This is a genomic window from Enterobacter sp. SGAir0187, assembly GCF_002952735.2.
GTDB classification, from domain to species: domain Bacteria; phylum Pseudomonadota; class Gammaproteobacteria; order Enterobacterales; family Enterobacteriaceae; genus Enterobacter; species Enterobacter quasiroggenkampii.
In genome coordinates, this window is the sequence record NZ_CP025034.2 from 2,467,617 (window position 1) to 2,493,542 (window position 25,926).

General features: G+C 55.4%; 25 protein-coding genes. 13 read left to right on the forward strand and 12 right to left on the reverse strand.

Annotated features, from left to right (window positions below):
- The first annotated feature begins 9 nt into the window (after positions 1 to 9).
- Positions 10 to 1,350 carry an MFS transporter gene (locus CWR52_RS11820; protein ID WP_104949744.1) on the forward strand — a complete coding sequence of 447 codons (1,341 nt, stop codon included), beginning with the start codon at positions 10 to 12 and terminating at the stop codon, positions 1,348 to 1,350.
- 45 nt (positions 1,351 to 1,395) lie between these two features.
- Positions 1,396 to 1,869: a tRNA (uridine(34)/cytosine(34)/5-carboxymethylaminomethyluridine(34)-2'-O)-methyltransferase TrmL gene (trmL, locus tag CWR52_RS11825; protein WP_104949745.1), complete on the forward strand. Its 474-nt coding sequence runs from the start codon at positions 1,396 to 1,398 to the stop codon at positions 1,867 to 1,869.
- On the opposite strand, the gene cysE is transcribed toward trmL, so the two are convergent.
- From cysE to CWR52_RS11850, 5 genes are all read right to left on the reverse strand, one after another.
- Positions 1,866 to 2,687: a serine O-acetyltransferase gene (gene cysE / locus CWR52_RS11830; protein WP_008502718.1), complete on the reverse strand. Its 822-nt coding sequence runs from the start codon at positions 2,685 to 2,687 to the stop codon at positions 1,866 to 1,868. The genes trmL and cysE overlap by 4 nt on opposite strands.
- 75 nt (positions 2,688 to 2,762) lie before the next feature.
- Positions 2,763 to 3,782, reverse strand: a complete 1,020-nt coding sequence (gpsA, locus tag CWR52_RS11835; protein WP_104949746.1) for an NAD(P)H-dependent glycerol-3-phosphate dehydrogenase — start codon at positions 3,780 to 3,782, stop codon at positions 2,763 to 2,765.
- Positions 3,782 to 4,249: a protein-export chaperone SecB gene (gene secB / locus CWR52_RS11840; protein ID WP_003860835.1), complete on the reverse strand. Its 468-nt coding sequence runs from the start codon at positions 4,247 to 4,249 to the stop codon at positions 3,782 to 3,784. Before secB ends, gpsA begins: the two co-directional genes overlap by 1 nt.
- A gap of 32 nt (positions 4,250 to 4,281) precedes the next feature.
- Entirely contained in the window at positions 4,282 to 4,533 is a 252-nt protein-coding gene (grxC, locus tag CWR52_RS11845) for a glutaredoxin 3 (protein WP_008502715.1), read from the reverse strand.
- An 11-nt stretch (positions 4,534 to 4,544) separates the two neighbouring features.
- A complete protein-coding gene (locus CWR52_RS11850) occupies positions 4,545 to 4,976 on the reverse strand; it encodes a rhodanese-like domain-containing protein (RefSeq protein WP_023309913.1) in 432 nt (143 codons plus the stop codon).
- Between the two features lie 247 nt (positions 4,977 to 5,223).
- Here CWR52_RS11850 and gpmM point away from each other — a divergent pair, with 247 nt between their 5' ends.
- Genes gpmM through CWR52_RS11865 form a run of 3 tightly spaced genes read left to right on the forward strand, consistent with a single transcriptional unit; the run spans position 5,224 to position 8,997 of the window.
- Complete coding sequence (gene gpmM, locus CWR52_RS11855; RefSeq protein WP_104949747.1) at positions 5,224 to 6,768, forward strand: 2,3-bisphosphoglycerate-independent phosphoglycerate mutase; 1,545 nt, start codon at positions 5,224 to 5,226, stop codon at positions 6,766 to 6,768.
- 33 nt (positions 6,769 to 6,801) lie between these two features.
- Entirely contained in the window at positions 6,802 to 8,061 is a 1,260-nt protein-coding gene (gene envC / locus CWR52_RS11860) for a murein hydrolase activator EnvC (protein WP_025910576.1), read from the forward strand.
- Positions 8,062 to 8,064: 3 nt separating this feature from the next.
- Positions 8,065 to 8,997: a divergent polysaccharide deacetylase family protein gene (locus tag CWR52_RS11865; protein WP_104949748.1), complete on the forward strand. Its 933-nt coding sequence runs from the start codon at positions 8,065 to 8,067 to the stop codon at positions 8,995 to 8,997.
- 36 nt (positions 8,998 to 9,033) lie between these two features.
- Here CWR52_RS11865 and CWR52_RS11870 read toward each other — a convergent pair whose 3' ends face one another.
- The 6 genes from CWR52_RS11870 to kbl all read right to left on the reverse strand — a co-directional run bounded on the left by CWR52_RS11870 (position 9,034) and on the right by kbl (position 16,196).
- Positions 9,034 to 9,945, reverse strand: a complete 912-nt coding sequence (locus CWR52_RS11870; protein WP_252152156.1) for a capsular polysaccharide synthesis protein — start codon at positions 9,943 to 9,945, stop codon at positions 9,034 to 9,036.
- A 15-nt stretch (positions 9,946 to 9,960) separates the two neighbouring features.
- A complete protein-coding gene (locus tag CWR52_RS11875; RefSeq protein ID WP_104950914.1) occupies positions 9,961 to 10,809 on the reverse strand; it encodes a glycosyltransferase in 849 nt (282 codons plus the stop codon).
- Positions 10,810 to 10,880: 71 nt separating this feature from the next.
- Positions 10,881 to 12,140 (reverse strand): O-antigen ligase family protein, encoded by a 1,260-nt coding sequence (locus CWR52_RS11880; protein ID WP_348982976.1) that lies wholly within the window; start codon positions 12,138 to 12,140, stop codon positions 10,881 to 10,883.
- 66 nt (positions 12,141 to 12,206) lie between these two features.
- Positions 12,207 to 13,787: a phosphoethanolamine transferase gene (locus CWR52_RS11885; protein ID WP_104949751.1), complete on the reverse strand. Its 1,581-nt coding sequence runs from the start codon at positions 13,785 to 13,787 to the stop codon at positions 12,207 to 12,209.
- Positions 13,788 to 13,964: 177 nt separating this feature from the next.
- On the reverse strand, positions 13,965 to 14,990 hold the full coding sequence (tdh, locus tag CWR52_RS11890) for an L-threonine 3-dehydrogenase (protein ID WP_104949752.1): 1,026 nt from the start codon (positions 14,988 to 14,990) through the stop codon (positions 13,965 to 13,967).
- Between the two features lie 9 nt (positions 14,991 to 14,999).
- On the reverse strand, positions 15,000 to 16,196 hold the full coding sequence (kbl, locus tag CWR52_RS11895; protein WP_104949753.1) for a glycine C-acetyltransferase: 1,197 nt from the start codon (positions 16,194 to 16,196) through the stop codon (positions 15,000 to 15,002).
- 215 nt (positions 16,197 to 16,411) lie between these two features.
- Here kbl and rfaD point away from each other — a divergent pair, with 215 nt between their 5' ends.
- The 5 genes from rfaD to CWR52_RS11920 are packed head-to-tail and all read left to right on the forward strand — an operon-like array spanning position 16,412 to position 21,591.
- A complete protein-coding gene (rfaD, locus tag CWR52_RS11900; RefSeq protein WP_008502707.1) occupies positions 16,412 to 17,344 on the forward strand; it encodes an ADP-glyceromanno-heptose 6-epimerase in 933 nt (310 codons plus the stop codon).
- Between the two features lie 2 nt (positions 17,345 to 17,346).
- The gene (gene rfaF, locus CWR52_RS11905; RefSeq protein ID WP_045907906.1) at positions 17,347 to 18,393 is read left to right on the forward strand and encodes an ADP-heptose--LPS heptosyltransferase RfaF; all 1,047 of its coding nucleotides are present in this window, start codon (positions 17,347 to 17,349) and stop codon (positions 18,391 to 18,393) included.
- A 3-nt stretch (positions 18,394 to 18,396) separates the two neighbouring features.
- Positions 18,397 to 19,383, forward strand: a complete 987-nt coding sequence (gene rfaC, locus CWR52_RS11910) for a lipopolysaccharide heptosyltransferase RfaC (protein WP_104949754.1) — start codon at positions 18,397 to 18,399, stop codon at positions 19,381 to 19,383.
- The gene (rfaQ, locus tag CWR52_RS11915) at positions 19,376 to 20,485 is read left to right on the forward strand and encodes a putative lipopolysaccharide heptosyltransferase III (protein WP_104949755.1); all 1,110 of its coding nucleotides are present in this window, start codon (positions 19,376 to 19,378) and stop codon (positions 20,483 to 20,485) included. Before rfaC ends, rfaQ begins: the two co-directional genes overlap by 8 nt.
- On the forward strand, positions 20,482 to 21,591 hold the full coding sequence (locus CWR52_RS11920) for a glycosyltransferase family 4 protein (protein ID WP_104949756.1): 1,110 nt from the start codon (positions 20,482 to 20,484) through the stop codon (positions 21,589 to 21,591). Before rfaQ ends, CWR52_RS11920 begins: the two co-directional genes overlap by 4 nt.
- Here the strand turns inward: CWR52_RS11920 and CWR52_RS11925 are convergent.
- The gene (locus CWR52_RS11925) at positions 21,570 to 22,673 is read right to left on the reverse strand and encodes a glycosyltransferase family 4 protein (RefSeq protein WP_104949757.1); all 1,104 of its coding nucleotides are present in this window, start codon (positions 22,671 to 22,673) and stop codon (positions 21,570 to 21,572) included. The genes CWR52_RS11920 and CWR52_RS11925 overlap by 22 nt on opposite strands.
- Positions 22,674 to 22,830: 157 nt before the next feature.
- Here CWR52_RS11925 and CWR52_RS11930 point away from each other — a divergent pair, with 157 nt between their 5' ends.
- The 3 genes from CWR52_RS11930 (at position 22,831) to CWR52_RS11940 (ending at position 25,925) form a co-directional block, all read left to right on the forward strand.
- Entirely contained in the window at positions 22,831 to 23,814 is a 984-nt protein-coding gene (locus CWR52_RS11930; RefSeq protein ID WP_024906624.1) for a glycosyltransferase, read from the forward strand.
- 66 nt (positions 23,815 to 23,880) lie between these two features.
- Positions 23,881 to 25,155, forward strand: coding sequence for a lipid IV(A) 3-deoxy-D-manno-octulosonic acid transferase (gene waaA / locus CWR52_RS11935; protein WP_025910600.1), 1,275 nt, complete (start codon positions 23,881 to 23,883; stop codon positions 25,153 to 25,155).
- Positions 25,155 to 25,925 (forward strand): glycosyltransferase family 2 protein, encoded by a 771-nt coding sequence (locus tag CWR52_RS11940; RefSeq protein ID WP_104949758.1) that lies wholly within the window; start codon positions 25,155 to 25,157, stop codon positions 25,923 to 25,925. The genes waaA and CWR52_RS11940 overlap by 1 nt, the downstream gene beginning before the upstream one ends.
- The last annotated feature ends 1 nt before the right edge of the window (position 25,926 follow it).

A 25,926-nucleotide genomic window follows, 5' to 3' on the forward strand; every position in this document is an offset into this window, starting at 1 on the left:
GGGGAGCGTATGACCTATTCAGGTAAGGTGGATATTCAGCAGGTGATCGACGAGAGTCGCTTTTCAGGGTTTCACTGGCTGCTCATTGTGCTGGGCTTTCTGGTTCTGGCGATCGATGGCTTTGATACGGCGGCGATGGGCTACATCGCGCCCACGCTGTCGGCAGAATGGGGGATCCATAAACAGGATCTGGGGCCGGTGCTGAGCGCGGCGCTGCTGGGGCTGTCGTTGGGCGCGCTGATCGCAGGTCCGGTATCGGACCGGATGGGGCGCAAGCGCGTACTGGTCTTTTCGTGTCTGTTCTTCGGCCTGGCAAGCCTGGGCACGGCCTGGGCGCAAAGCCTCAACACCCTGACGCTGTGGCGCTTTCTGACGGGCCTGGGGCTCGGCGCCGCCATGCCGAACGCCATTACGCTGATCTCCGAGTTTGCCCCCCAGCGCTGCCGCGCCATGGCAATTAATACCATGTACTGCGGCTTCCCTCTGGGTGCGGCGGGCGGCGGCGCGATCTCGTCCTGGCTTATCCCCCACCACGGCTGGCGAAGCGTGCTGCTAACCGGCGCGATTGCCCCGCTGATTTTAACGCTGCTGCTGGCACTGCTGTTGCCGGAGTCGGTGAAATTTCTGGTGCAACGCGGGAAAGACGTCATGCAGGTTCGCCGTATCGCCAGCCGGTTCGCCCGTAGTACGCTGGAGGGCGTCACGGGCTTTCTCCTGGCGGAGGAGAAAACCGCGTCTAAAAAAGGGAGCGTGTCGCAGCTGTTTTCGATGCCCTGGCTGCCCGGCACCCTGATGCTATGGGTGACCTACTTTATGGGGCTGGTCATCTACTACGTCCTGCTGAGCTGGATGCCGACGCTGATGCAGGGGATGGGCTATGCCCTGGCGGAATCCGCATGGCTGACTTCGCTGTTCACCTTCGGCGGCACGGCCGGCATTCTGCTCGCCGGCTGGATGATGGACCGCTGGGAAGCGCACAAGGTTGTCGCGGGCGGGTTTATCCTGACGATGGGGCTGATCCTGCTACTCGGCATGGAGCATAACCATATCGCCCTGTTTGGCGGGTTGATTTTCCTGATGGGGATCGCGATGAACGGCGCGCAGTCGGGTATGCAGACCCTGGCCGCCACCTTTTATCCCACCGAGTGCCGCGCGACGGGCATCGCCTGGATGCAGGGGATCGGCCGCTTTGGCGGCGTGGCGGGTACCATGACCAGCGCCCAGCTTCTTTCGATGCAGTGGCAGGCAGACAGTATTTTAATGATCCTCAGCGTACCCGCTCTGGTGGCCGCTGCGGCAACCGTCTACAAAATGCTGTACAGCCGCTCGCAGGAACCTGGCGTCGCGTAGTTCCTCTCTTTTCTGCTATTCTGCCCCCGCAATTAAGGGGGCAGCATGCTTAACATCGTTTTATTCGAACCAGAAATTCCGCCAAATACCGGCAATATTATCCGCCTGTGCGCCAACACCGGTTTTCGTCTGCACATCATTGAGCCAATGGGCTTTACGTGGGACGACAAACGTCTGCGTCGCGCAGGGCTGGATTATCATGAATTTACCGCCGTCGTTCGCCACCACGATTACGCCGCGTTTCTGGAAGCCGAGCAGCCGCAGCGCATGTTCGCCCTGACCACCAAAGGTACGCCAGCGCACAGCGCCGTAAGCTATCAGGAGGGTGACTATCTGATGTTTGGCCCGGAAACCCGCGGCCTGCCGGCCACGATTCTGGATGCCCTGCCCGCTGAGCAGAAAATCCGTATTCCGATGATGCCGGACAGCCGCAGCATGAACCTGTCGAATGCAGTGTCGGTAGTGGTGTATGAAGCATGGCGCCAGCTGGGTTATCCGGGCGCCATTCTCAGAAGTTAAATGCCGTCACCATACTCAAACGTATGGTGAATACCGTTGAAATGCTGATCCATATCCATGGACGGCTTATCGCTGTCTGGCTTACCGACGATGCGCGCCGGTACGCCAGCGGCGGTGGTGTGCGGCGGAACCGGCTGGAGCACTACGGAGCCTGCGCCGATTTTCGCGCCGCGTCCAACTTCGATATTGCCGAGGATTTTGGCACCCGCGCCTATCATCACCCCTTCGCGAATTTTCGGATGGCGATCGCCGCTGGTTTTGCCGGTACCACCCAGGGTAACCGACTGCAGGATCGAGACGTCGTCTTCAATCACGGCCGTTTCCCCGACAACAATCCCGGTGGCGTGGTCGAGCATGATCCCACGGCCAATCTTCGCCGCCGGGTGAATATCAACCTGAAACGTCACGGATACCTGGTTTTGCAGGAAGATGGCCAGCGCGCGGCGGCCTTCATTCCATAGCCAGTGCCCAATGCGGTACGCCTGCAGAGCGTGGAAGCCTTTCAGGTACAACAGCGGGGTAGAATATTTATCGACCGCCGGGTCACGCGTGCGCACGGCCTGGATATCACAGGCGGCAGACGCGATCATTTCCGGGTCAGCGGCGTAAGCCTCTTCCACCACCTCACGAATGGCAATCGCGGGCATGATCGAGGACGCCAGCTTGTTAGCGAGCATATAGCTGAGCGCGCTGCCAAGATTTTCGTGCTTAAGTAGCGTTGCGTGGTAGAAACTGGCCAGCATAGGCTCACAGTCGGCCAGCGCCCGGGCTTCGGCTTTAATGTTGTTCCAGACGATATCCAGTTCTTCACACGGCATTGCTAACTCCAGACGATAGTATAATGACCAGCCAGTTCTGCGCTGGCTGGGTCATTCAGGTGACAACGGTTCCGACTAGTTACTGCTGCGCTCGTCCTTGCGCGCACGACCTAATAAGGTCAATGCTGCCTCGCGCGCATTTTTTCCGCAATACAATACCTGATAAATTTCCTCGGTTATTGGCATTTCGACACCGAAACGGTGCGCCAACTCGCGAACTTCTTTGGTATTGCGGTAGCCTTCAACCACCTGGCCAATCTTCTCCTGCGCGTCTTTCACATTGCTGCCCTGTCCGAGCATCATGCCAAAGCGGCGGTTACGAGACTGGTTGTCGGTACAGGTCAGCACCAGATCGCCCAGGCCAGCCATCCCCATAAAGGTGGCCGGATCGGCACCCAGCGCTTCGCCCAGGCGGGACATCTCGGTCAGACCGCGAGTGATCAGCGCCGTACGAGCGTTGGCACCAAAACCAATGCCGTCGGACATCCCGGCGCCAATCGCAATCACGTTCTTCACCGCCCCGCCCAGCTGCACGCCGATAAAATCGGGGTTGCTGTAGACGCGGAAGCTCTTGCCGCAGTGCAGCAATTGCTGAAGATCGTCGGAGAAAGCCTGGTCGGTGGAGGCCAGCGAAATCGCCGTCGGCAGGCCAGCGGCCAGCTCTTTGGCAAAGGTCGGGCCGGAGATGACCGCCAGCGGGATCGCATCACCCAGCGCTTCGCGGGCAACGTCCTGCAGCAGGCGTCCGGTTTCGGCTTCCAGTCCTTTTGTCGCCCAGACAATGCGCGCATCCGGGCGCATCAGCGGCTTAATCTGACGCAGCACGTCGCCAAAGACATGGCTCGGAACCACAATCAGAATGTTGCGGCTGGCCGCCAGCGCGGTCGCAAGGTCGCTTTCAAGGTGCAGGGAGTCAGGGAACGGAACGTCCGGGAGAAACGCGACGTTGCAACGATCGCGCTGCAGCGTGGCGATATGTTTTGGGTCGTGGCCCCATAGGACCACCTCGTGACCATTTCTTGCCAGAGTAATGGCAAGAGCGGTGCCGTATGAGCCGGCACCGATCACAGTCATTGACGCATTAACAGTGCTCATCAGGCATCCTGATGTTGTTCAGCACCTTCGCCAGCTTGCTGCTGCAGATAGTTCATGAACAGCGCATCAAAGTTAACTGGCGCAAGGTTCAGTTGCGGGAATGTACCGCGAGAAACCAGGCTGGTGATGCATTCACGTGCATACGGGAACAGAATGTTCGGGCAGTACGCACCCAGGCAATGCGCCATCTGGTTGCCTTCGATGCCGCCGATAGAGAAGATACCGCCCTGCTGTACTTCACACAGGAATGCAGTTTCTTCGCCCAGAGAGGCGGTAACGGTCACACGCAGCACGACTTCATACACGTCATCTGCCAGCTGGGTAGATGCGGTATCCAGATCAAGTTTAACCTCTGGCTGCCAGTCTTTCTGGAAAACGTGTGGCGCATTTGGCGCTTCGAAAGAGACATCTTTGGTGTAGATACGCTGGATCTGGAAAGTCATCTCGGTGTTGTTTTGTTCTGACATGGAAATACCCTTTTTAATTGTCCTAAAGTCTCTTAGCTCAGCAGCGGATCGAGTCCACCACGGGCGTCGAGCGCATACAAGTCATCACAGCCGCCAATGTGCTGCGCATCAATAAAAATCTGTGGAACCGTCGTACGACCACTACGTTGGATCATCTCTTCGCGTTTAATCGCGTCACCGTCGATCGGCAGTTCCTGGAACGTGACGCCTTTACTGTTCAGCAGCGCTTTCGCACGATGGCAGAACGGGCACGTCGCTTTGGTATAGATCTCAATATGGGCCATGACTGAACTCCTTATTTACCGCGCACCAAAGGAAGATTTTCCCCGCTCCAGCCGGAAATACCTTCTTTCAGCACCGTTACGTTTTCGAAGCCTGCTTTATGAAGCGCGCTGGCAGATTCCTGTGCCTGCATGCCGGTCGCATCCACAACGATAATCGGCTGGGCTTTGTGTTTTTCAAGCTCACCGACGTTGTTCGCTTTGATTTCAGCTGGCAACAGGTTGATTGCGCCCGCAATGTGACCTTTGCGGAAATCGTCACGCTGACGCAGATCGACAACGACGGCATCTTCTTTGTTAATCAGACGCGTCGCTTCACCACGGGTGATAACCTTAATCTTAGACGTCAGGCTCTTAAATGTGGTGAACAGCACAGCAGCCAGCAGGCCAATCCACGCGATGCTCAGAACCGGATGGCGGCTAACGAATTGCATAATTTCTTGCATGGAGGGTAACTACTCCCGACTAAGTGATAAAAAAAACCAGGACAGGAGTATACCTGTGCGTTCTGGCAAATACAGCCAGCGACCCTAACCTAATCCATTTTCTGCGGCATGCCACCTAAAAAAATGCCTCAAAATGGTCTGGTCAGCACCTTGCCCCTGCGCTTTCTTTGATCTTCTGCGGCTATTTGATCGATTCAGCTGTAGTAAAATTACGCAAATTTTGACTCTTGAGCATGAGGTTGTCGCAATGTCGGTTTCTAAAAAACCTATGGTACTGGTGATTCTGGATGGCTATGGCTACCGTGAAGACAGCCAGGATAACGCTATTTTCAACGCCAAAACCCCGGTCATGGATGCCCTGTGGGCAAAACGTCCGCATACGCTGATTGACGCGTCTGGCCTGGAAGTAGGCCTGCCGGACCGCCAGATGGGCAACTCCGAAGTCGGTCACGTTAACCTGGGCGCCGGGCGTATTGTGTATCAGGACCTGACGCGTCTGGACGTTGAAATCAAAGAACGCACCTTCTTCTCTAACCCAACGCTGTCTGGCGCGGTTGATAAAGCCGTTGCCGCTGGCAAGGCCGTTCACATCATGGGCCTGCTCTCTGCCGGCGGCGTTCACAGCCACGAAGATCACATCATGGCGATGGTTGAGCTGGCCGCTGAACGCGGTGCGGAAAAAATCTATCTGCACGCCTTCCTGGACGGCCGCGACACGCCACCACGCAGTGCAGAAGGCTCCCTGAAAGCCTTTGAAGACAAATTCGCCGCGCTGGGTAAAGGCCGCGTGGCCTCCATCATTGGTCGTTACTACGCCATGGACCGCGACAACCGCTGGGATCGCGTTGAACAGGCCTATGACCTGCTGACCCTGGCGAAAGGGGAATTCCAGTTCGCGACCGCCGTTGAAGCCCTGGAAGCGGCTTATGCACGTGATGAAAACGACGAATTCGTGAAAGCGTCCGTGATCCGTGCTGAAGGCCAGGCCGATGCCGCGATGGAAGACGGCGATGCGCTGATCTTCATGAACTTCCGCGCTGACCGCGCGCGCGAAATCACCCGTGCGTTCGTCAACAGCGACTTCGACGGTTTTGCCCGTAAGAAAGTGGTAAACATCAACTTCATCCAGCTGACCGAATACGCGGCAGACATCAAAGCCCCATGCGCTTACCCACCCGCCTCGCTGGCCAATACCTTTGGTGAGTGGATGGCGAAGAACAACAAAACGCAGCTGCGCATTTCCGAAACGGAAAAATACGCACACGTGACCTTCTTCTTTAACGGCGGCGTTGAAGAGCCGTTCAAAGGGGAAGAGCGCATTCTGATCAACTCCCCGAAAGTCGCTACCTACGATCTGCAGCCAGAGATGAGCTCTGCAGAATTGACTGAAAAACTGGTTGCGGCCATCGAGAGCGGCAAGTACGACACCATCATCTGTAACTACCCGAATGGCGACATGGTGGGTCATACCGGAGTGATGGAAGCGGCAGTGAAAGCGGTTGAAGCGCTGGACCACTGTGTTGAGCAGGTGGCGAAAGCGGTTGAATCCGTTGGCGGCCAGCTGCTGATCACCGCGGATCACGGTAACGCTGAACAGATGCGCGACCCGGCGACCGGCCAGGCGCACACCGCCCACACCAACCTGCCGGTTCCGCTGATTTATGTGGGTGATAAATCAGTGAAAGCCGTAGAAGGCGGCAAGCTTTCTGACATCGCGCCAACCATGTTGTCGCTGATGGGGATGCCGATCCCTGAAGAGATGACTGGTAAGCCGCTGTTCATCGTGGAATAATCGCTCCCCATGAGGGGAAAGGCGATTTTTTCAATCACATGGGTCGTGAAGCCGCTTAGGTTATCAGTCAGACCTCTGTTTTACGCCAGCGCACTCAGCGCTGGCGTATTGCTGTGCGCCGCATCCGCTCACGCGGATGACCGCGACCAGCTGAAATCCATTCAGGCCGATATCGCCGCCAAAGAGCGTGCGGTACGCCAGCAGCAGCAGCAGCGCGCCGCCCTGCTCGCCCAGCTTAAGCAGCAGGAAGAGGCCATCTCCGCTGCCACGCGTAAACTCCGTGAAACGCAAAACACCCTCGCCCAGCTGAATAAGCAGATCGACGAGATGAACGCGTCGATTGCCAAACTCGAGCGCCAGCGCGATGCGCAGGAGCGCAACCTTGCGGCACAGCTTGATGCCGCATTCCGCCAGGGTGAACATACCGGACTCCAGCTGATCCTCAGCGGCGAAGAGAGCCAGCGCGGCCAGCGCCTGCAGGCCTACTTTGGCTATCTGAACCAGGCGCGTCAGGAGACGATCGCGCAGTTGAAGCAAACGCGCGAAGAGGTCTCCACGCAAAAAGCCGAACTGGAAGAGAAGCAGAGCCAGCAGCAGACGCTGCTCTACGATCAGCAGGCCCAGCAGGCGAAGCTCGAGCAGGCGCGCAACGAGCGTAAGAAAACCCTGGCCGGTCTCGAGTCCTCGATTCAGGAAGGACAGAGCCAGCTGAGCGAAATGCGCGCCAACGAATCCAAACTGCGCAACAGCATCGCCCGTGCGGAAGCCGCAGCGAAAGCGCGCGCCGAAAAAGAGGCTCGCGAGGCGCAGGCCGTTCGCGACAAACAGCAGGAAGCCTCCCGCAAAGGCACCACCTACAAGCCAAGCGAAAGCGAACGTTCCCTGATGTCGCGTACCGGCGGTTTAGGCTCACCTCGCGGCCAGGCTTTCTGGCCCGTTCGCGGTTCAATTCTGCATCGCTATGGCGAACAGCTGCAGGGTGAGCTACGTTGGAAAGGGATCGTTATCGGTGCGTCTGAAGGTAGCGAAGTGAAAGCGATTGCCGATGGTCGCGTGATTCTGGCCGACTGGCTGCAGGGTTACGGACTGGTGGTGGTGGTCGAACACGGTAAAGGTGATATGAGCCTTTACGGCTACAACCAGAGCGCGCTGGTCAGCGTCGGCACGCAGGTGCGCGCGGGCCAACCCATCGCCCTTGTGGGCAGCAGTGGCGGTCAGGGCCGCCCGTCACTCTATTTCGAAATTCGTCGTCAGGGTCAGGCGGTCAATCCACAGCCGTGGTTGGGAAGATAAGTTTTGCTTCAATTTCGTCGAATCGTTTTCTCCGTCGTCAGCGCGCTGGCGCTGGCTGCACCGGTATACGCAGGTAAGCTCGCTATCGTGATTGATGACTTTGGTTATCGTCCACACTATGAAAATCAGGTGCTGGCGATGCCGTCAGCCATCTCCGTCGCCGTCCTGCCGAATGCCCCCCACGCGCGTGAGATGGCGACCAAAGCCCACAGCAGCGGGCATCAGGTGCTGATTCACCTGCCCATGGCCCCGCTCAGCAAGCAGCCGCTGGAAAAAGATACCCTGCGCCCGGATATGAGCAGCGAGGAGATCGAGCGCATCATCCGCGACGCTTACAACAAGGTGCCGTATGCCGTAGGGCTGAACAACCATATGGGCAGCGCGATGACCTCCAGCCTGTACGGGATGCTCAAAGTAATGCAGGCGCTGGAGCGTTATAACCTCTACTTCCTCGACAGCATGACCATCGGCAACAGCCAGGCGATGCACGCCGCTCAGGGAACGGGCGTAAAGGTGATTAAGCGCAAGGTGTTCCTGGATGACACCCAGAACGAAGCCGATATTCGCGTGCAGTTTAATCGCGCGGTACAGCTGGCCCGCCGCAATGGCTCGGCCATTGCCATCGGTCACCCCCACCCGTCGACCGTTCGCGTCCTGCAGCAAATGCTGCCAACCTTACCTTCCGATATCACGCTGGTTCGCCCGAGCGATCTGCTGAACGAACCGCAGGTGGATACCTCTACACCAAATTCTGCGCAGCCCGTGCCGACTGCACCGCGTAATCCGTTCCGCGGCGTGAAGCGCTGTGTACCGAAGCAGCCGCTTGAACCGGTCTACGCGACCCGCTTCTTCTCCGTTATCGGAGACAGCATCAGTAACAGCACGCTGGTGAAATACGTCCAGCAGCAGTGGCAGGGATGGGGTAAGAAAGCCTGACGCTAATAAGCCACCGTGACGGTGGCTTATTTATCACTAAAGGTGGAAAGTGCCCTCGAGGATCTGGCTGTAAACCGTCGGCTGCCCGTTGTCTGCAGTCCGGTATTGTTCTTTGTGCGAGAGCTTATAAATGCCCACGGGATCATTATTTAGCATCGCCATGGCCGTCAAATCAGGTTTCGCTGAGATGAACTGGCGAATCAGAAAGCGATTATTCCCGGTGACCGGCTGTTGATCCATGATCTGACGAAACTGCGGATAGCGCTCGCGCGCATATAAGAAACTGTAATCGATCAGGAAGTATTCAATCAGGATATCGTGGTGTTGCCAGTAGCGATACAGAATATCCCGAACCGTCTTTACCAGTGAGCATCCCTTTTGGGCTGCAAGAAAATAGGCCGTCCAATAACCCTGGCTCAATGCGTTTTCAGGTGAATCAAAACGTAGTGATGAGAAAGTGTTCTCAAAAAATGTTTCCGGCACCGGCTTCGTCATGAACACCGTGGCGTCCATCCAGATCCCACCATATTGATACAGCAGCGAACAGCGAACAATATCAGAGTATTGCGCCTTACTAATCAGCCCCGCCTGGTATTTCGTTTTGATGTGTCCAGGGAGAGTAAGGTAGTCAGGGATATTCTCATCCGTCAGGATAATGACCTGCGCATCCGGCGTGTTTGCTTGAACAGATGCAATGCATCGTTTCACCAACTCAGGCGCATTATCGAGCCCCTGGAACCAGCAGATCCAGATGACGCGTGATTGTTCCGATTCAGTTAGGTGTGCAGCGTCAGGCTGAACATGCAGATCATCAATAACGCTAAAAATCGTCTCTTTTTTCTTCCGCTCAAAATGGCAAGCAGCACGCTGAAAAAAAGAAAAACCCGTTTTTTTGTGCCAGCGTCGGGTTTTCTTGATGAGCTTATTCGTTGTATTGAGATTCATCATTTCACCTTAATAAATTCAGAATAGCTCTTTTAGCGTACGGCGAAGCAGTTTCATCTTTAATTTAGCGTCTTTTTTACGCCCTCGTAATAAGCAATTCATACGAGTCGATTTAAACCCTCGAAAAGACATGAGCTGGAACAAGTTATTACTGCGAGTAACTTCAGACATGTACTGTCGATATTTAAAATAAAGCTTACGGTACGCATTGTATTTTTTAACTTGCGACGTAATCCGATCGCTCCCGTGTTCAGCATCCACCATCGCCGTACTGAAGCTGTACTTGATACCTGGACCATATTTCAGAATTAATTTAATCCAGACATCGCGATCTTGCTGTTGTTTAATTTCAGGAGAAAATCCGCCTACACCTAACAGTTTTTCTTTAGTGGTCAAGACCTGATTGCCCACCACGTTTTCGCACAAAATATCCTGTAGCGCAATAATCCTTTTATCATCAGTATCCGGATAAGTGCGGTGGGTCTTATCCAGCCGGGCGGGGGTATCCGTCACAAAGGCATACTTATCATCATACCGCTCAGCGAGTTTCGTCAGACGTTCTGGCAGGAAATAATCGTCATCATCCAATCCCGTCACAAACACGCCGTGCGATAGCGCATAACCCCGGTTACGGCTGAAGTTAGAACCGCTGTTCTTTTCGTTACGTTCGTAGATGAAATGCACAAAACGCGCTTCACACTCCGCACGCATACGCTCGATAAGTTGAGCGGTTTGCTCATTAGAACAATCATCAACAATAACCAATTCTACCGCAGGGTATGTCTGAGCAATAACTGAACGAATTGCGCGTTCCAGCAACGCCTCTCTGTTGTAGGTGGTGATGATTACTGAAATCAGTTTGTTCATGGCATGCTCGTCTGGTAAAAGGTATTTCTCCATCGGGAGAATACCTTTTTCCCGATGGAGAATCAAAACGATTACTTAATGACCTTATGGTGTTTGTTCTGTTCAAGGAAAACAATCGACATTATCAACGTCAGCATCCAGGCTACAGGGGTTGTTTTTGAATAGAACATCACGCCACCTACTCCGAACATAACAATCGAGACCAGGAAAGCGAAAAGAATAATACTTTTACGGATACGGAATGCATACCAGCCAAGCGATATAACGAACAGGATATAGAGAATAACGCCTGAAGGACCTTTTACAGAAAGGGTTTCAACGATTTCATTATGAAGATGACCACGAATGTGATCCAGTGCACCTGACAGGCTTGGATCTTTATTAACTGCATCAATTATCTTTGCGTTTCGCTCATCAGTAGACTGCCATAAATAATTATTTTTAGACGCAATCAGCCCCGTCTTCCACATAGCCAAGCGGGCACCAACCGAAGTGGCACTGTTCGCTTTATCATAGGAGGCAATGTCATTATTAAAGTCATGATAACGCTGTGTCAGACTATCTTTCATCATAAATGTGCCTGCCAGCAAAGCGATCAGAAAAACAGACACCCCCTTCCACGGAATATGCTTGTCCCGGTACAGCTTAAATACCATTAAGCCGAAGAAAATAATCGGATAGGTCAAAATAGCTGCCCGCGTTTCTGTCGCCACCAGTACCAGGAAGGTAATAAAGAAGTGCGCGAGTATAAACAGCTCTTTCCATCGACTTGAACTGTGTTGTAGCACCAGAATCGTATAGAACGAGATAAACGCAATGGTATAGGCAGCTCCCGTTGCATCAGCTCCACCAGCAAGGGAGAGCGTTACCCTTTGGTTTTCAAGAAAAAGGTGCTGGTACCCGGCGTAGACAACAATCATCACCTGCAATGCGATAGCCAGCAGCATATGAATCTTATTGCTACCTACTTTGAGCTGATTACGGTTCACAAACACGAAGATGGAAAATGCTCCGAACAGGCAGATTTTCCCGACTTCAAGATAAGCGCGATATGAGTTGATCGCCGCACTATCAACCTTATACATTCGGTACCAGACCAGATCGCAAATCCCGATGATCAACAGGACCAGACAAAGCCAGAATGCATCATTCTTTCTGAAATTTTTAATATCCAACAAGAAAATAACGAATGCGGTAACACCCGCCAGGCCCAAAATTTTGGCAGATAAATTGGGTGAAACAACTACGCAACCAAAAGCGATAGCACACAGTCCAAAGAGTAATTGCAACAACGCAAACTGGACCTTATCTCGTTCAACATTAATCATCATTATTCCATTTACTAAGAAGGCAAAGCAGGCTAGCACACTGCTAAATGCAAGTTTATCGCACCAGTGTTAACGAATATTACGCCAGTCATAGGACTTCCCGGTCGTGTCCAGCACGGAAACGTTCTTATTGTAACCGGTAAGCCAGGACTGTACCGACTGGACAGGCTCCCCCTGGCGATGGATCCCAAGCCACAGTTCTGCCAGCGTATTAATATCATCAGCTGACCATACGGTATTGTAATCTCCGGTATATTGCTTACCAGAATCCACCTGATGTCCGTACCAGATAAACACCGGGATATGCAGTGCCTCTCGTGGAGGATTAACGTTACCGTGGGAGTAAGCTACAGCACGTTTCGGATCGCGAATGAGGCCATGATCGGAGAAATACATGACGGATGAGCGCGAGTTTTCCAGCAGGCTAAAGACCTTGCCCATCAACGTATCCGTATATCGCACAGAGTTGTCATAACAGTCATCGGCTTCATTATCACCGTGCAAAACCGCCTGGCTGGCAGGGAAGCGTCGACAGGAAGGTTCGTGACTTCCGTACAAATGCAGAACAATTAATTTCTTGCCCGGCGCTTTAAGCGCATTCTGCAACAGCGGCAAAAGGTCTTCGTCGTAGCCCCCGTCAATCCATTCATGCTGTTTCGTGTTCAGAGCAATGCCGGTAATGACGTTATTATGCGCCCCTCCTTTACCCTGACGACTAAACCAGTACGTATCATATCCCGCTTTATTAGCGATATTGATGACGTTATCGCCATACTTACGCGGATCGCGTGCATTCACAGTATCCGCGGTTAACGCCAGCGGTACCGCCATAATCGTGACCGGTGCAGGCGTAACGGCATTGCGGAACAGTAAGAGCTGCGATTTTTGCTTTTCCAGCTCCGGAGTAGTATCTCGTTGATAACCATAGATGCTCATATTTGCCGTGCGCTCAGACTCACCAATGATCAGCACATAGTTTTCGATTCCGGTATCGGATAACGTGATTTTATAATCAGGAATATTTTTGCCGATATTAGCCACCACGGCATTATCCTCTAAGGCCTGCATAAAGACTTTTGACGTGCTGACAGGTGTCGCCTGAACCACGCGCTGCGCCAGGCTTTCTACGCTGCTTTTCCTGAGTTGATGCTGCAAGGCCTGACCATAAAAACTCAGCAGTGTGACGGCAAGCGCAATGGCGGGCCAGCGACGAAAACGCGGCGCGACAGGCCATATCCCGGTATTGGCGGTAAAAATGAAAAACGCCGAGAGGGCGATAAAAATCAGGCAATCGCGCCAGTATAAACCGAGCATCGAACTTGCTTCATCCGGTGTCGTATTAAGTACGCTTAGCGCAAACCCATAGCTAAACGCAGAATTGAAATTACTCCAGGCATATAACTGTAAAGTGATGTCTGCCGCGACTGGAATTAATAAAATAATCGCAAGTACATTTCTGAATATTTTATTGTTTATACATTTTAACGCCAGCAATATCAGCGCGAAAACCAGCGTACGGTTAATTACCGCATTATATTTAGCATGTATAATATTAACGCCAATGACTATTAGCAGGGAAATAAAGAAAGCTAAGAAAGCGGTAAATCGCGAAGGTGTCTCAACCAACTTCTGTGGAAACAGTGTGGACATAATGACCTAGTTAGCCTGGCAGAATCTTTCCTGACGCAATCATTTTAACTACTTGAATGAACGTGCGGAGAAGACGGAATGGAGAAAATTTCGCCAGAAGTTAACAAGTAACCTCTGGAAAGTCAAACCGCTAAGAAAGAACGCTGGCACCCGTAAAAGTGGTGCCAGCAGGCAGATTTACTCCCAGCTCAGGATCACTTTCCCTGACTGGCCGGAACGCATCGCGTCAAAGCCCTGCTGGAACTCATCGATGGAGAAACGGTGAGTAATAATCGGGTACAGATCCAGACCGGACTGAATCAACGCCGCCATCTTGTACCAGGTCTCAAACATCTCGCGGCCATAGATGCCCTTGATGAACAGCCCTTTGAAAATCACTTTGTTCCAGTCGATAGACATATCCGATGGCGGAATGCCCAGCATCGCGATACGACCACCGTGGTTCATGGTATCGAGCATGGTGCGGAACGCCGGCGGTGCACCGGACATCTCCAGGCCCACGTCAAAGCCTTCGGTCATGCCCAGCTCTTCCATCACGTCGGTCAGGCTCTCTTTCGAGACATCCACCGCGCGGGTGACCCCCATTTTGCGCGCCAGCGACAGACGGTATTCGTTCACGTCGGTGATCACGACGTTGCGCGCACCCACGTGCTTCGCCACGGCTGCCGCCATAATGCCGATTGGGCCCGCGCCGGAGACCAGCACGTCTTCACCGACCAGGTCGAATGAGAGCGCGGTGTGTACCGCGTTGCCAAACGGGTCGAAGATGGAGGCCAGATCGTCAGAGATATTGTCCGGGATTTTGAACGCGTTAAAGGCCGGGATCACCAGATATTCCGCGAAGCAGCCCGGACGGTTTACGCCCACGCCGATGGTATTACGGCACAGGTGCGTACGCCCACCGCGGCAGTTACGGCAGTGGCCGCAGGTAATATGACCTTCACCGGAAACGCGGTCGCCGATTTTGAAGCCTTTCACTTCCTGGCCGATACCCACCACTTCACCGACGTATTCGTGACCGACAACCATCGGTACAGGAATGGTTTTCTGCGACCACTGGTCCCAGTTGTAAATGTGAACGTCAGTACCGCAGATAGCTGTTTTACGAATTTTGATCAGCAGATCGTTATGACCGACTTCCGGTTCCGGCACGTCGGTCATCCAAATCCCTTCTTCCGCTTTCAGTTTGGATAACGCTTTCATCACACGTCCTCAGGCAATGACGCCCAGCTGTTTACCGATGCGGGTAAAGGCTTCCACCGCACGTTCAATTTGTTCAGGCGTATGCGCCGCAGACATCTGGGTGCGGATACGCGCCTGACCTTTTGGCACCACCGGGAAGAAGAACCCGGTGACGTAAATCCCTTCTTTCTGCAGTTCGCGGGCAAATTGCTGCGCCACGACCGCATCACCCAGCATCACCGGAATGATCGCGTGGTCAGCACCGGCCAGGGTGAACCCTGCTGCGCTCATTTTTTCACGGAACAGACGGGCGTTGGACCACAGACGGTCGCGCAGCCCGGCACCGGACTCCACCATCTCCAGCACTTTGATAGAAGCGGCAACAATCGCCGGCGCCAGGGAGTTGGAGAACAGATACGGACGGGAGCGCTGGCGCAGCCACTCAACCACCTCTTTGCGCGCAGCGGTATAGCCGCCGGATGCGCCGCCGAGCGCTTTGCCCAGCGTACCGGTGATGATGTCCACGCGGCCCATGACGTCGCAGTATTCGTGGGAGCCCCGGCCGTTTTCGCCGACAAAGCCCACCGCGTGAGAGTCATCGACCATCACCAGCGCGTCGTATTTGTCTGCCAGGTCGCACACGCCCTTCAGGTTGGCTATCACGCCGTCCATGGAGAACACGCCGTCGGTGGCGATCAGCACATGGCGAGCGCCCGCTTCACGGGCCTCTTTCAGGCGCGCTTCCAGCTCAACCATGTCGTTGTTGGCGTAGCGGAAACGCTTCGCTTTGCACAGGCGCACGCCGTCGATGATGGAGGCGTGGTTCAGGGCGTCGGAGATAATGGCATCTTCTGCGCCGAGCAGGGTCTCAAACAGGCCGCCGTTGGCGTCAAAGCAGGAGGAGTACAGAATCGCATCTTCCATTCCGAGGAAGGTTGCCAGCTTTTGCTCAAGCTGCTTATGGCTGTCCTGGGTTCCGCAGATAAAGCGTACGGAGGCCATGCCGAAGCCGTGGGTATCCATGCCGTTTTTGGCAGCGGCAATCAGCTCAGGGTGATTCGCAAGACCTAAGTAGTTGTTCGCACAAAAGTTGATCACACGGCTGCCGTCGGCAACGGTGATGTCCGCCTGCTGGGCAGACGTGATAATACGCTCTTCCTTGAACAACCCTTCCGCACGTGCGGTCTCGAGGTCGCTGTTTAACTGTTTGTAAAAATCACCACGCATTGCAATTCTCCAGACTCGGCAAATTTCGGGACATATTACCCAAACCTATAGTTCATGACGAGATGACACGTCATCTCTTGTCGTTTTTGCAGCATAAATCACGTGTACCCTTGCGCTATGTCGGTGAATGGCTGAAGGGCAGCCATACTAATGATATGATAGAAACATTAGCGTCCGGGATTGTCCACGGGCTCCACACTTCAAAGGTTACAGTTATGATCATCGTTACCGGCGGCGCAGGCTTTATCGGCAGCAATATTGTTAAGGCTCTCAATGACAAAGGCATCACCGACATCCTGGTGGTTGACAACCTGAAAGACGGCACCAAGTTCGTTAACCTGGTGGATCTGAACATCGCTGACTACATGGATAAAGAAGACTTCCTTATCCAGATTATGGCAGGTGAAGAGTTCGGCGAGATCGAAGCCATCTTCCACGAAGGTGCCTGCTCGTCCACTACCGAGTGGGACGGCAAGTACATGATGGACAATAACTATCAGTACTCTAAAGAGATCCTGCATTACTGCCTGGAGCGTGAAATTCCGTTCCTGTATGCTTCTTCTGCTGCCACCTACGGCGGGCGCACCTCGGACTTCATCGAGTCCCGCGAATATGAGCAGCCGCTGAACGTCTACGGTTACTCCAAGTTCCTGTTCGACGAGTACGTGCGTCAGGTACTGCCAGAAGCGAACTCGCAGATCGTCGGTTTCCGCTACTTCAACGTCTACGGACCGCGCGAAGGCCACAAAGGCAGCATGGCGAGCGTGGCGTTCCACCTGAACACCCAACTGAATAACGGTGAAAGTCCAAAACTGTTCGAAGGCAGTGACGGCTTTAAGCGTGACTTCGTCTACGTGGGTGACGTGGCCGCCGTAAACCTGTGGTTCTGGGAAAACGGCGTGTCCGGCATCTTCAACCTCGGTACCGGCCGCGCAGAGTCCTTCCAGGCGGTGGCTGACGCCACGCTGGCGTACCATAAAAAAGGCAGCATCGAGTACATTCCGTTCCCTGATAAGCTGAAAGGCCGTTACCAGGCGTTCACGCAGGCCGATCTGACTAACCTGCGCGCCGCAGGTTATGACAAGCCGTTCAAGACCGTTGCCGAAGGCGTAACGGAATATATGGCCTGGCTGAACCGCGACGCGTAAGTATGAGAATTCTGGTGATCGGCCCGTCATGGGTGGGCGACATGATGATGTCGCAAAGTCTCTATCGCACGCTCAAGGCGCGTTATCCCCAGGCGATAATCGACGTGATGGCACCCGCGTGGTGCCGTCCGCTGTTATCGCGTATGCCGGAAGTGAATGAAGCGATCCCGATGCCGCTCGGCCACGGAGCGCTGGAGATTGGCGAGCGCCGCAAGCTCGGCCATAGCCTGCGCGAAAAGCGGTACGATCGTGCGTATGTCCTGCCCAACTCCTTTAAATCCGCGCTGGTGCCCTTCTTTGCGGGCATCCCGCATCGCACCGGCTGGCGCGGCGAAATGCGCTACGGTCTGCTGAACGATGCGCGGGTGCTGGATAAAGCGGCCTGGCCATTAATGGTGGAGCGCTACGTGGCGCTGGCCTATGACAAAGGCGTGATGCGCAGTGCGAAAGACCTGCCTCAGCCGCTGCTCTGGCCCCAGCTCCAGGTTAACGACGGTGAAAAATCCCAGACCTGCAGCGCGTTTGGCCTTTCGTCTGAACGCCCGATGATTGGCTTCTGCCCTGGCGCCGAGTTCGGCCCGGCAAAACGCTGGCCGCACTACCACTATGCGGAGCTGGCGAAACAGCTGATCGACGAAGGCTACCAGATTGTCCTGTTCGGTTCGGCAAAAGACCACGAGGCGGGCAACGAAATTCTCGCCACACTCAGTAATGAACAGCAGGCATGGTGCCGCAACCTGGCGGGAGAAACGCAGCTTGAACAGGCCGTTATTCTGATTGCCGCCTGTCACGCCGTGGTCACCAACGATTCAGGCCTGATGCACGTCGCCGCTGCACTCAACCGCCCGCTGGTGGCGCTGTACGGCCCAAGCAGCCCGGACTTCACGCCTCCGCTTTCCCATAAAGCGCGCGTCATCCGCCTGATCACCGGCTACCACAAGGTGCGGAAAGGCGATGCCGCAGAAGGTTATCATCAGAGCCTGATCGACATTACGCCAGCGCGCGTTCTCGAAGAACTCAACGCACTGCTGTTGAGCGAAGAAGGATAACGAATGCGGGTATTGATCGTTAAAACCTCTTCGATGGGTGATGTTCTGCATACGCTGCCGTCGCTGACGGACGCCATGCGGGCCATCCCCGGCATTCGTTTTGACTGGGTGGTGGAAGAAGGCTTCGCGCAGATCCCCACCTGGCATGAAGCGGTTGACCGCGTGATCCCGGTGGCGATTCGCCGCTGGCGCAAAGCGTGGTTTTCCGCGCCGATTAAAGCCGAACGCAAAGCCTTTCGCGAGGCGGTGCGGGCACAGCATTACGACGCCATCATTGATGCGCAGGGGCTGGTCAAAAGCGCCGCGCTGGTGACGCGCCTGGCGCACGGCGTAAAGCACGGGATGGACTGGCACAGCGCCCGCGAACCGCTGGCGAGCCTGTTTTATAACCGTCGCCACCACATCGCAAAGCAACAGCACGCGGTGGAACGTACCCGAGAGCTTTTTGCAAAGAGTCTTGGCTATGCAAAGCCGGAAACGCAGGGCGATTACGCCATTTCGCAGCATTTTTTGCACGGTTCGCAACAAACAGACGCACCCTACCTGATTTTCCTTCATGCAACGACCCGCGACGACAAGCACTGGCCGGAAGCGCACTGGCGCGAACTGATCGGCCTGCTGGCAAGCGCGGGGCTGCGTATCAAACTCCCGTGGGGCGCACCGCACGAAGAGGCACGGGCCAAACGCCTGGCGGCAGGATTTGATTATGTGGACGTTCTGCCGCGCATGAAGCTGGATGGCGTCGCTCAGGCGCTGGCAGGCGCTACGGCTGTGGTCTCCGTGGATACGGGACTCAGCCACCTGACGGCGGCGCTGGACCGTCCTAATATTACGCTTTACGGCCCAACGGACCCGGGCCTGATCGGCGGCTATGGAAAAAATCAATATATCTGCCGCCCGGAACACTCATCGCAGTTGAGCGATCTCAGCGCCGCTGCGGTATTTGCGCAATTAGAGCCTTTGCTGGCAGCAGAGAGAGCCTATGTCTGATTTTTTCTCAGCGGAGCGCCCGCCAAAGCGCGTGCTGATTATTAAGCTGCGTCACCACGGTGACGTTCTGCTTACCTCGCCGGTGTTTACCGTGCTGAAAAAGAACTGGCCGAACGTGGAAGTCGATGCGCTGGTTTATGACGATACCCAGGCGATGCTGACCAGCCATCCGCATATCGACCAGGTGCATACTATTGGGCGCAACTGGCGCAAGAAGGGGTGGTTTGAACAATTCCGCCTCTACCGCGCCCTGCTGAATACCCTGAAAGGCCGTCAGTATGACGTGCTGATTAATCTGACCGAACACTGGCACGGCGCGCGTCTGGCGCGTCGCCTGAAACCGCGCGTCTCCGTCGGCTTTAAGCCGGATAAACGAGGGGGCCTGGCACGTCGTCGCTGGGTGAAATCGTTCACCACGCTCTATCCGGCCATTCAGGACAACAGCCGCCATATGGTGGAAGTCAATCTGGATGCCCTGCGCCGAATCGGTATTCATCCGCAGTCCGACGAAGACAAGCATACGCTTTTTGTGCCTGGTGACGCGGCAGAAGCCTCTGTGGCCGAAAAACTGGCCGGGTTTGGGCTCACGAGTAAATCCTACATTCTGGTTCACCCGACCTCGCGCTGGATGTTTAAGGCCTGGGATATCAAAAAGCTGGCAGCGACAATTGATAACCTGGCGGCGCGCGGCCTGCCAATTATCCTTTCCGCCGCACCGTCAAAAGAAGAGAAGGCCTACATGGACGAGCTGCGCGCTGCGCTCACCCAGCCGGTCTTTGATTTGAGCGGTCAGTTGAACCTGAAAGAACTGGGCGCGCTCATGAAGCACGCGCGGGTCTATTTCGGTGTGGACTCCATGCCGATGCACCTTGCAAGCGCCGTCGGTACGCCGACCGTCGCTATCTTTGGCCCTACCGGTGCCATCAAATGGGCACCGTGGGGGGTAAATTATCGTGTGATTGTGGCCGGGTTTACCTGCCAGCCGTGCGGCAAAGCGGGCTGCGGAGACAGCGGTGTCTCAGATTGCATTACGGCCATTACCCCACAGCAGGTGCTGAGCGCCATTGATACGATGCTTCTGGAAACGGAAACCCCTGCATGAAGCTGGCCATTGTTCGACAGACCTACAACCCCAACGGTGGCGCAGAGCGTTTTGTCTCACGTGCGCTGAACGTGCTGGCGCAGGATACCTCCCTTGATGTCACGCTGATTGCTCGCCAGTGGGAGGATGCCGCAGGCTGGAAAACGTTGACGGTCAATCCGCCGTTTCGCAATCGCATCGCGCGTGAATCCGGTTTTGCCGTCGAAGCCGCCGCGCATTTTACGCAGTTTGATATTGTGCAAAGCCACGAACGCATACCGGGCGCCACCATCTTCCGGGCGGGCGACGGTGTTCACGCCACCTGGCTTGAGCAATATGGTCGTATTCTGTCGCCACTGGCGCGTTGGGCGCAGTCTCTGAGCCGTTATCACCGCTACATTCTGCAGGCCGAGGCGCAGATGTTTACCCATCCGCAGCTGCGCAAGGTGATCTGTAATTCGAAGATGGTTCGCGATGATATCGCCCGTCGCTTCGGGCTGTCGGAAGACAAGCTGACGGTGATTTACAACGGCGTAGACACCGTTCAGTTTAGTCCTGAGGTCCGCGCCCTTTCGCAGCGTGATGCACTGGGTATTCCCCGTAACGCACCGGTACTGGCGTATGTCGGGTCAGGCTTCAGCCGCAAAGGCGTCGCCACCGCGCTGCGCGCTATTGTGGCGCATCCTGACGTCTGGCTGCTGATTGCCGGCCGCGATAAACATGCGCGGAAGTTCGAAAAGCTGGCGCAGGCGCTGGGAATTTCCTCTCGAGTGACGTTCCTGGGCCCCGTAGCCAACGTGCGTGAAGTCTATGGCACGGCGGATGCCCTTATCCTGCCGACGCTCTACGATCCCTTCCCGAACGTCTGCGTGGAAGCGCTGGCCTGTGGTTTGCCACTGCTCACCAGCCACGGTTGTGGCGCGGCGGAGTGGATAACCGAGGGTCAAAACGGCTGGGTACGCGATGCGCTGGACAGCGAAGGTTACCAGCAGGCCATCTCGCTGTGGCTAAAAGGCCGTGAACAGGGTGTCGATTACGCCGCTGCCGCGCGTGCGACTGCGGAGCCTTTCACCCTGGACAGAATGGCCCGAGAGCTACAGGCGCTTTATCGCGATTTGCTGCGCTGAGCGGCATCGGAGAAGACCTTCTCCATCGCGTCCAGCATACATTCGCGGGTAAAGTGCGTGCTCAGGTAGTCATATCCCTGTTGCGCGAGCGTCTCGCGAAGGGCTGGGTCGGCATAGAGTTTCATTATGGCATCGTGCAGTGCGTTTTCGTCGCGCTGCGCGATTAAAATGCCCGTCTGCCCGTTAATCACCGCATCTCCCGTTCCACCGGCATCCGTCGCAATGGTGGCAATACGGGTGGCTAACGATTGCAGCACGCCCTGCGGAACACCTTCCATGTCATGCGAAGGACTCAGCGCAATATCAAAGGCCGGGAACCAGCGTTCCGGATCGGGTTGATGTCCCGCCATGACCACGCGCTGCTGTAATCCCAGCGCGGCGATTTCCTGTTCCAGCGTCGCCTTGTGCGGCCCTTCGCCAACAATCGCCAGCTTGATGTGTGGATTGTCGATTTTCGCCAGGGCGCGCAGCAGTACGCTATGGCCTTTGTTCGGGCGCAAATGCGAGACCACGCCCAGCCAGAAATCGTCCTGCGACAAACCACAATGAACCCGGGCCTGGTGCTTATCTCCCGGATGGAAACGCTGCGTATCGACACCGCTTGGCACCGACGTACTCTGGGACATCGGCACGCCAATATTTGCCACCTGATGGCGCAGCGCCTCCCCGGTAGTCACGATGTGCGCGCAGGCGGTGCGGAACAGCCAGCGTGTCGTCCAGTTATTACGCGGAACGCCGGACGCATGACGGGTTCTCACCAGTGGTACGGGATTGGAGAGCGTCAGATTCGCCAGCGCCACCAGCCAGGTATCAGCAGAGTTATGGCTATTGATGACGTCAATCGACTGACGGTTATCCTTCAGCCAGCGACGCAGCAACTGCAGGTTTTTAAGGTTTTTACGCTTCAACGGCATCGTGACCACCGTCAGACCGGCATTGCGTGCCAGCGCGTGAAGCGGCGCAGTTTCCGGACAAAGGAGAGTCACCTGATGGCCACGCTGAATCATCCCAAGCGATTCGTTGATAATGCGCAGAGGCTGCCCGCCTTTGCCGCCGTCTGCTTCAGTGTGAACAATGTGCATATATTTCCTGTTAAGAATCTCGTCCGCGTGACGCTAATTTGCCGCCTGGCAGGATCTTTGTCCCTCCAGGCATATGTTTTTAGTATCCACCAGATATAATACAGCACGAATGGTATCACCATATTGGGTGGCCTGCCCTGAACACAACGGAGAAAGCATGTCCGACACACCTTTATTGAGCCTTGTAGTCGCCGTCTATAACGGTGAAAAATTCCTCAGCGCATTTTTCGACAGTATCAAAGCTCAACATCTGGACAGTCTGGAACTGGTCGTTGTGAACGACGGGTCAAGCGACAACTCCTCGGCCATCATTGCGCAGTACGCCGGAGAATTCCCGTTCTACAAGGTCATTGACCAGGCGAACCAGGGCGTCTCGGCGGCCCGTAATACGGGTCTGGCGCAAGCGACAGGCGAGTACGTCGCGTTCCCGGATATCGACGATGTCATTTATCCGGGCATGTATCCGCGACTGCTTGAAATGGCCAAAAATAACAATCTCGATGTGGCCACCTGCAACGGCACGTATATCTATGATGACGGCAGGCCGTCGAAGAAAATCTTCCCGTCCGACAAACTGCAATCTACAGACGTGCTGGATGGCCCAACGTGGCTACAACGCGCGCTGGCGTCGCGTAAATTCCTGCACGTTACCTGGTTGAATATTTATCGCCACGCATTTATTAAAGAGCAGGGTTTCACCTTTGAGCATGGTCTGCGTCATCAGGATATCCCGTGGACCACTGAAGTGCTGCTTACTGCAAAACGCGTGCAATACACTGACGAAACGTTCTACGACTACCTGATTCATTCCGCCTCCGTCTCGCACACGCCAGGAACGGATGACACGCGTATGCGTAACGCCCGTCACTACATGAAAATCCTGGAAATGCTGGATGTTATCAACCAGCGCTACCCGGAGGCCGTGCGCCGGGTGCCGGCCTGCCGGTGGCAAATTGCAAAAGAGGGGCTGGGCATTCTGCACGCTATTAACAACATCGGCGACCTCAGCAAAAAACGCGAAATTATCCGTGAACTGTTCGACCGCGGTATCTGGGCACTCATCTGGAAAAATGCCCGTGGACTGCGCCAGCACTGGCGGCTGGGTCGCCGTTATTTCCGTTTGAAACGGTATCTGGCATAAGAGATAGCTTTACCTGGCTTAAATGCTTAGAATTTGCCCGCCGAAACTAAAAAAACGGATAATCGCTTGGAATTGTTGTATACCGCCCTGCTCTACATTATTCAGCCACTGGTGTGGCTGAGACTGTTGCTTCGTAGCCGGAAAGCGCCTGCGTATCGTAAACGCTGGGCTGAACGCTATGGCTTCTGCCGCAATAAAGTCGCGCCGGACGGTATTTTGCTGCATTCCGTTTCTGTCGGTGAAACGCTGGCGGCAATCCCGCTGGTTCGCGCCCTGCGTCACCGCTACCCGTCGCTGCCGATTACCGTCACGACGATGACGCCAACCGGCTCGGAGCGCGCGTTATCCGCTTTCGGCAAAGACGTTCATCACGTCTATCTCCCTTACGATCTCCCCTGCGCCATGAATCGTTTCCTGAATACCGTTCGCCCGAAGCTGGTGATTGTGATGGAAACCGAACTGTGGCCGAACATGATTTCCGCCCTGCATGCCCGTAAAATTCCGCTGGTGATTGCCAACGCGCGCCTGTCAGAGCGCTCGGCGAAAGGCTACGGCAAGCTGGGTAAATTTATGCGCCGCCTGCTGAGCAAAATCACCCTGATCGCCGCGCAGAATGAAGAAGATGCGGCACGTTTTATCTCTCTGGGCTTGAAGCGCAACCAGCTTGCGGTGACGGGCAGCCTGAAATTTGATATTTCGGTTACCCCTGAACTCGCCGCCCGTGCGATCACGCTGCGTCGCCAGTGGGCCCCGCGTCGTCAGGTCTGGATTGCGACCAGTACCCATGACGGTGAAGAAGAGATCATCCTGCAGGCGCACCGCAAGCTGCTGGAAAGCTTCCCTGATTTACTGCTGATCCTCGTGCCTCGCCATCCGGAGCGTTTTAAAGATGCCCGTGAAATGGTGCAGAAAGGCGGTTTCAGCTTCACGCTGCGCAGCAGCGGGGAGATCCCGTCTGGCAGCACCCAGGTGGTGATTGGCGATACGATGGGCGAACTGATGCTGCTCTACGGCATTGCTGACCTCGCGTTTGTCGGCGGCAGCCTGGTCGAGCGCGGCGGTCATAACCCGCTCGAGCCGGCAGCCCACGCCATTCCGGTGCTGATGGGGCCACATACGTTTAACTTCAAAGATATCTGCGCGAAATTACAGCAGGCCGATGGTTTAATTACCGTGACCGATGCGGATTCGGTAGTCAAAGAGGTATCGACCCTTCTCACTGATGAAGATTATCGCCTGTGGTACGGGCGTCATGCCGTTGAAGTGCTGCATCAGAACCAGGGCGCCCTGACCCGTCTGCTGCAACTTCTGCAACCTTACCTGCCCCAGCGGAGCCACTAATGTCAACGCGTCTGTCGGTCGTGATGATCGCCAAAAACGCCGCCGACCTGCTTCCGGACTGCCTGGCCTCCGTTGCCTGGGCTGACGAGATAGTCATTCTTGACTCCGGAAGTACGGACAGCACGGTGGACGTTGCCCGGGCAGCGGGTGCAAAGGTGTTTACCGACGCTGACTGGCAAGGCTATGGCATCCAGCGCCAGCGCGCGCAGGGGTATGCCACCGGTGATTATGTCCTGATGCTCGATACTGACGAACGTATTACACCAGAACTTCAGCAGGCCATTCAGGCGGTCCTTTCCTCGCCTCAGCCTGGCGCTGTATACAGCATTGCCCGTCGTAACTATTTCCTTGGCCGATTTATGCGCCACAGCGGCTGGTATCCAGACCGCGTGACGCGCCTTTACGAGCGCGAGCGCTATCAGTACAACGACAATCTGGTGCATGAATCCCTGAGCTGCGATAGCGCCCAGATCATCCCCCTGATGGGCGATTTGCTGCACCTGACCTGCCGGGATTTCGCGAGCTTCCAGCGTAAACAGCTCAACTATGCCACGGCTTGGGCGCAGGAGCGTCACCAGCGCGGCAAGAAGGCCTCACTGACCGGAATCTTCACCCACACGCTGGGCGCGTTCCTGAAAACACTGCTGCTGCGTGGTGGCGTGCTGGACGGAAAGCAGGGCTGGTTACTCGCGGTAGTCAATGCCCAGTATACTTTTAACAAATACACCGAGCTGTGGGCGCTCTGCCGCGGCTACTCAGAGAAAACGTGAG

Coding starts and splice junctions, on each gene's coding strand:
- CWR52_RS11820 (WP_104949744.1), top strand. CDS start 10: ATGACCTATTCAGGTAAGGTGGATATTCAGCAGGTGATCGACGAGAGT.
- trmL (WP_104949745.1), top strand. CDS start 1,396: ATGCTTAACATCGTTTTATTCGAACCAGAAATTCCGCCAAATACCGGC.
- cysE (WP_008502718.1), bottom strand. CDS start 2,687: ATGCCGTGTGAAGAACTGGATATCGTCTGGAACAACATTAAAGCCGAA.
- gpsA (WP_104949746.1), bottom strand. CDS start 3,782: ATGAGCACTGTTAATGCGTCAATGACTGTGATCGGTGCCGGCTCATAC.
- secB (WP_003860835.1), bottom strand. CDS start 4,249: ATGTCAGAACAAAACAACACCGAGATGACTTTCCAGATCCAGCGTATC.
- grxC (WP_008502715.1), bottom strand. CDS start 4,533: ATGGCCCATATTGAGATCTATACCAAAGCGACGTGCCCGTTCTGCCAT.
- CWR52_RS11850 (WP_023309913.1), bottom strand. CDS start 4,976: ATGCAAGAAATTATGCAATTCGTTAGCCGCCATCCGGTTCTGAGCATC.
- gpmM (WP_104949747.1), top strand. CDS start 5,224: ATGTCGGTTTCTAAAAAACCTATGGTACTGGTGATTCTGGATGGCTAT.
- CWR52_RS11870 (WP_252152156.1), bottom strand. CDS start 9,945: ATGATGAATCTCAATACAACGAATAAGCTCATCAAGAAAACCCGACGC.
- CWR52_RS11875 (WP_104950914.1), bottom strand. CDS start 10,809: ATGAACAAACTGATTTCAGTAATCATCACCACCTACAACAGAGAGGCG.
- CWR52_RS11880 (WP_348982976.1), bottom strand. CDS start 12,140: ATGATGATTAATGTTGAACGAGATAAGGTCCAGTTTGCGTTGTTGCAA.
- CWR52_RS11885 (WP_104949751.1), bottom strand. CDS start 13,787: ATGTCCACACTGTTTCCACAGAAGTTGGTTGAGACACCTTCGCGATTT.
- tdh (WP_104949752.1), bottom strand. CDS start 14,990: ATGAAAGCGTTATCCAAACTGAAAGCGGAAGAAGGGATTTGGATGACC.
- kbl (WP_104949753.1), bottom strand. CDS start 16,196: ATGCGTGGTGATTTTTACAAACAGTTAAACAGCGACCTCGAGACCGCA.
- rfaD (WP_008502707.1), top strand. CDS start 16,412: ATGATCATCGTTACCGGCGGCGCAGGCTTTATCGGCAGCAATATTGTT.
- rfaF (WP_045907906.1), top strand. CDS start 17,347: ATGAGAATTCTGGTGATCGGCCCGTCATGGGTGGGCGACATGATGATG.
- rfaC (WP_104949754.1), top strand. CDS start 18,397: ATGCGGGTATTGATCGTTAAAACCTCTTCGATGGGTGATGTTCTGCAT.
- rfaQ (WP_104949755.1), top strand. CDS start 19,376: ATGTCTGATTTTTTCTCAGCGGAGCGCCCGCCAAAGCGCGTGCTGATT.
- CWR52_RS11920 (WP_104949756.1), top strand. CDS start 20,482: ATGAAGCTGGCCATTGTTCGACAGACCTACAACCCCAACGGTGGCGCA.
- CWR52_RS11925 (WP_104949757.1), bottom strand. CDS start 22,673: ATGCACATTGTTCACACTGAAGCAGACGGCGGCAAAGGCGGGCAGCCT.
- CWR52_RS11930 (WP_024906624.1), top strand. CDS start 22,831: ATGTCCGACACACCTTTATTGAGCCTTGTAGTCGCCGTCTATAACGGT.
- CWR52_RS11940 (WP_104949758.1), top strand. CDS start 25,155: ATGTCAACGCGTCTGTCGGTCGTGATGATCGCCAAAAACGCCGCCGAC.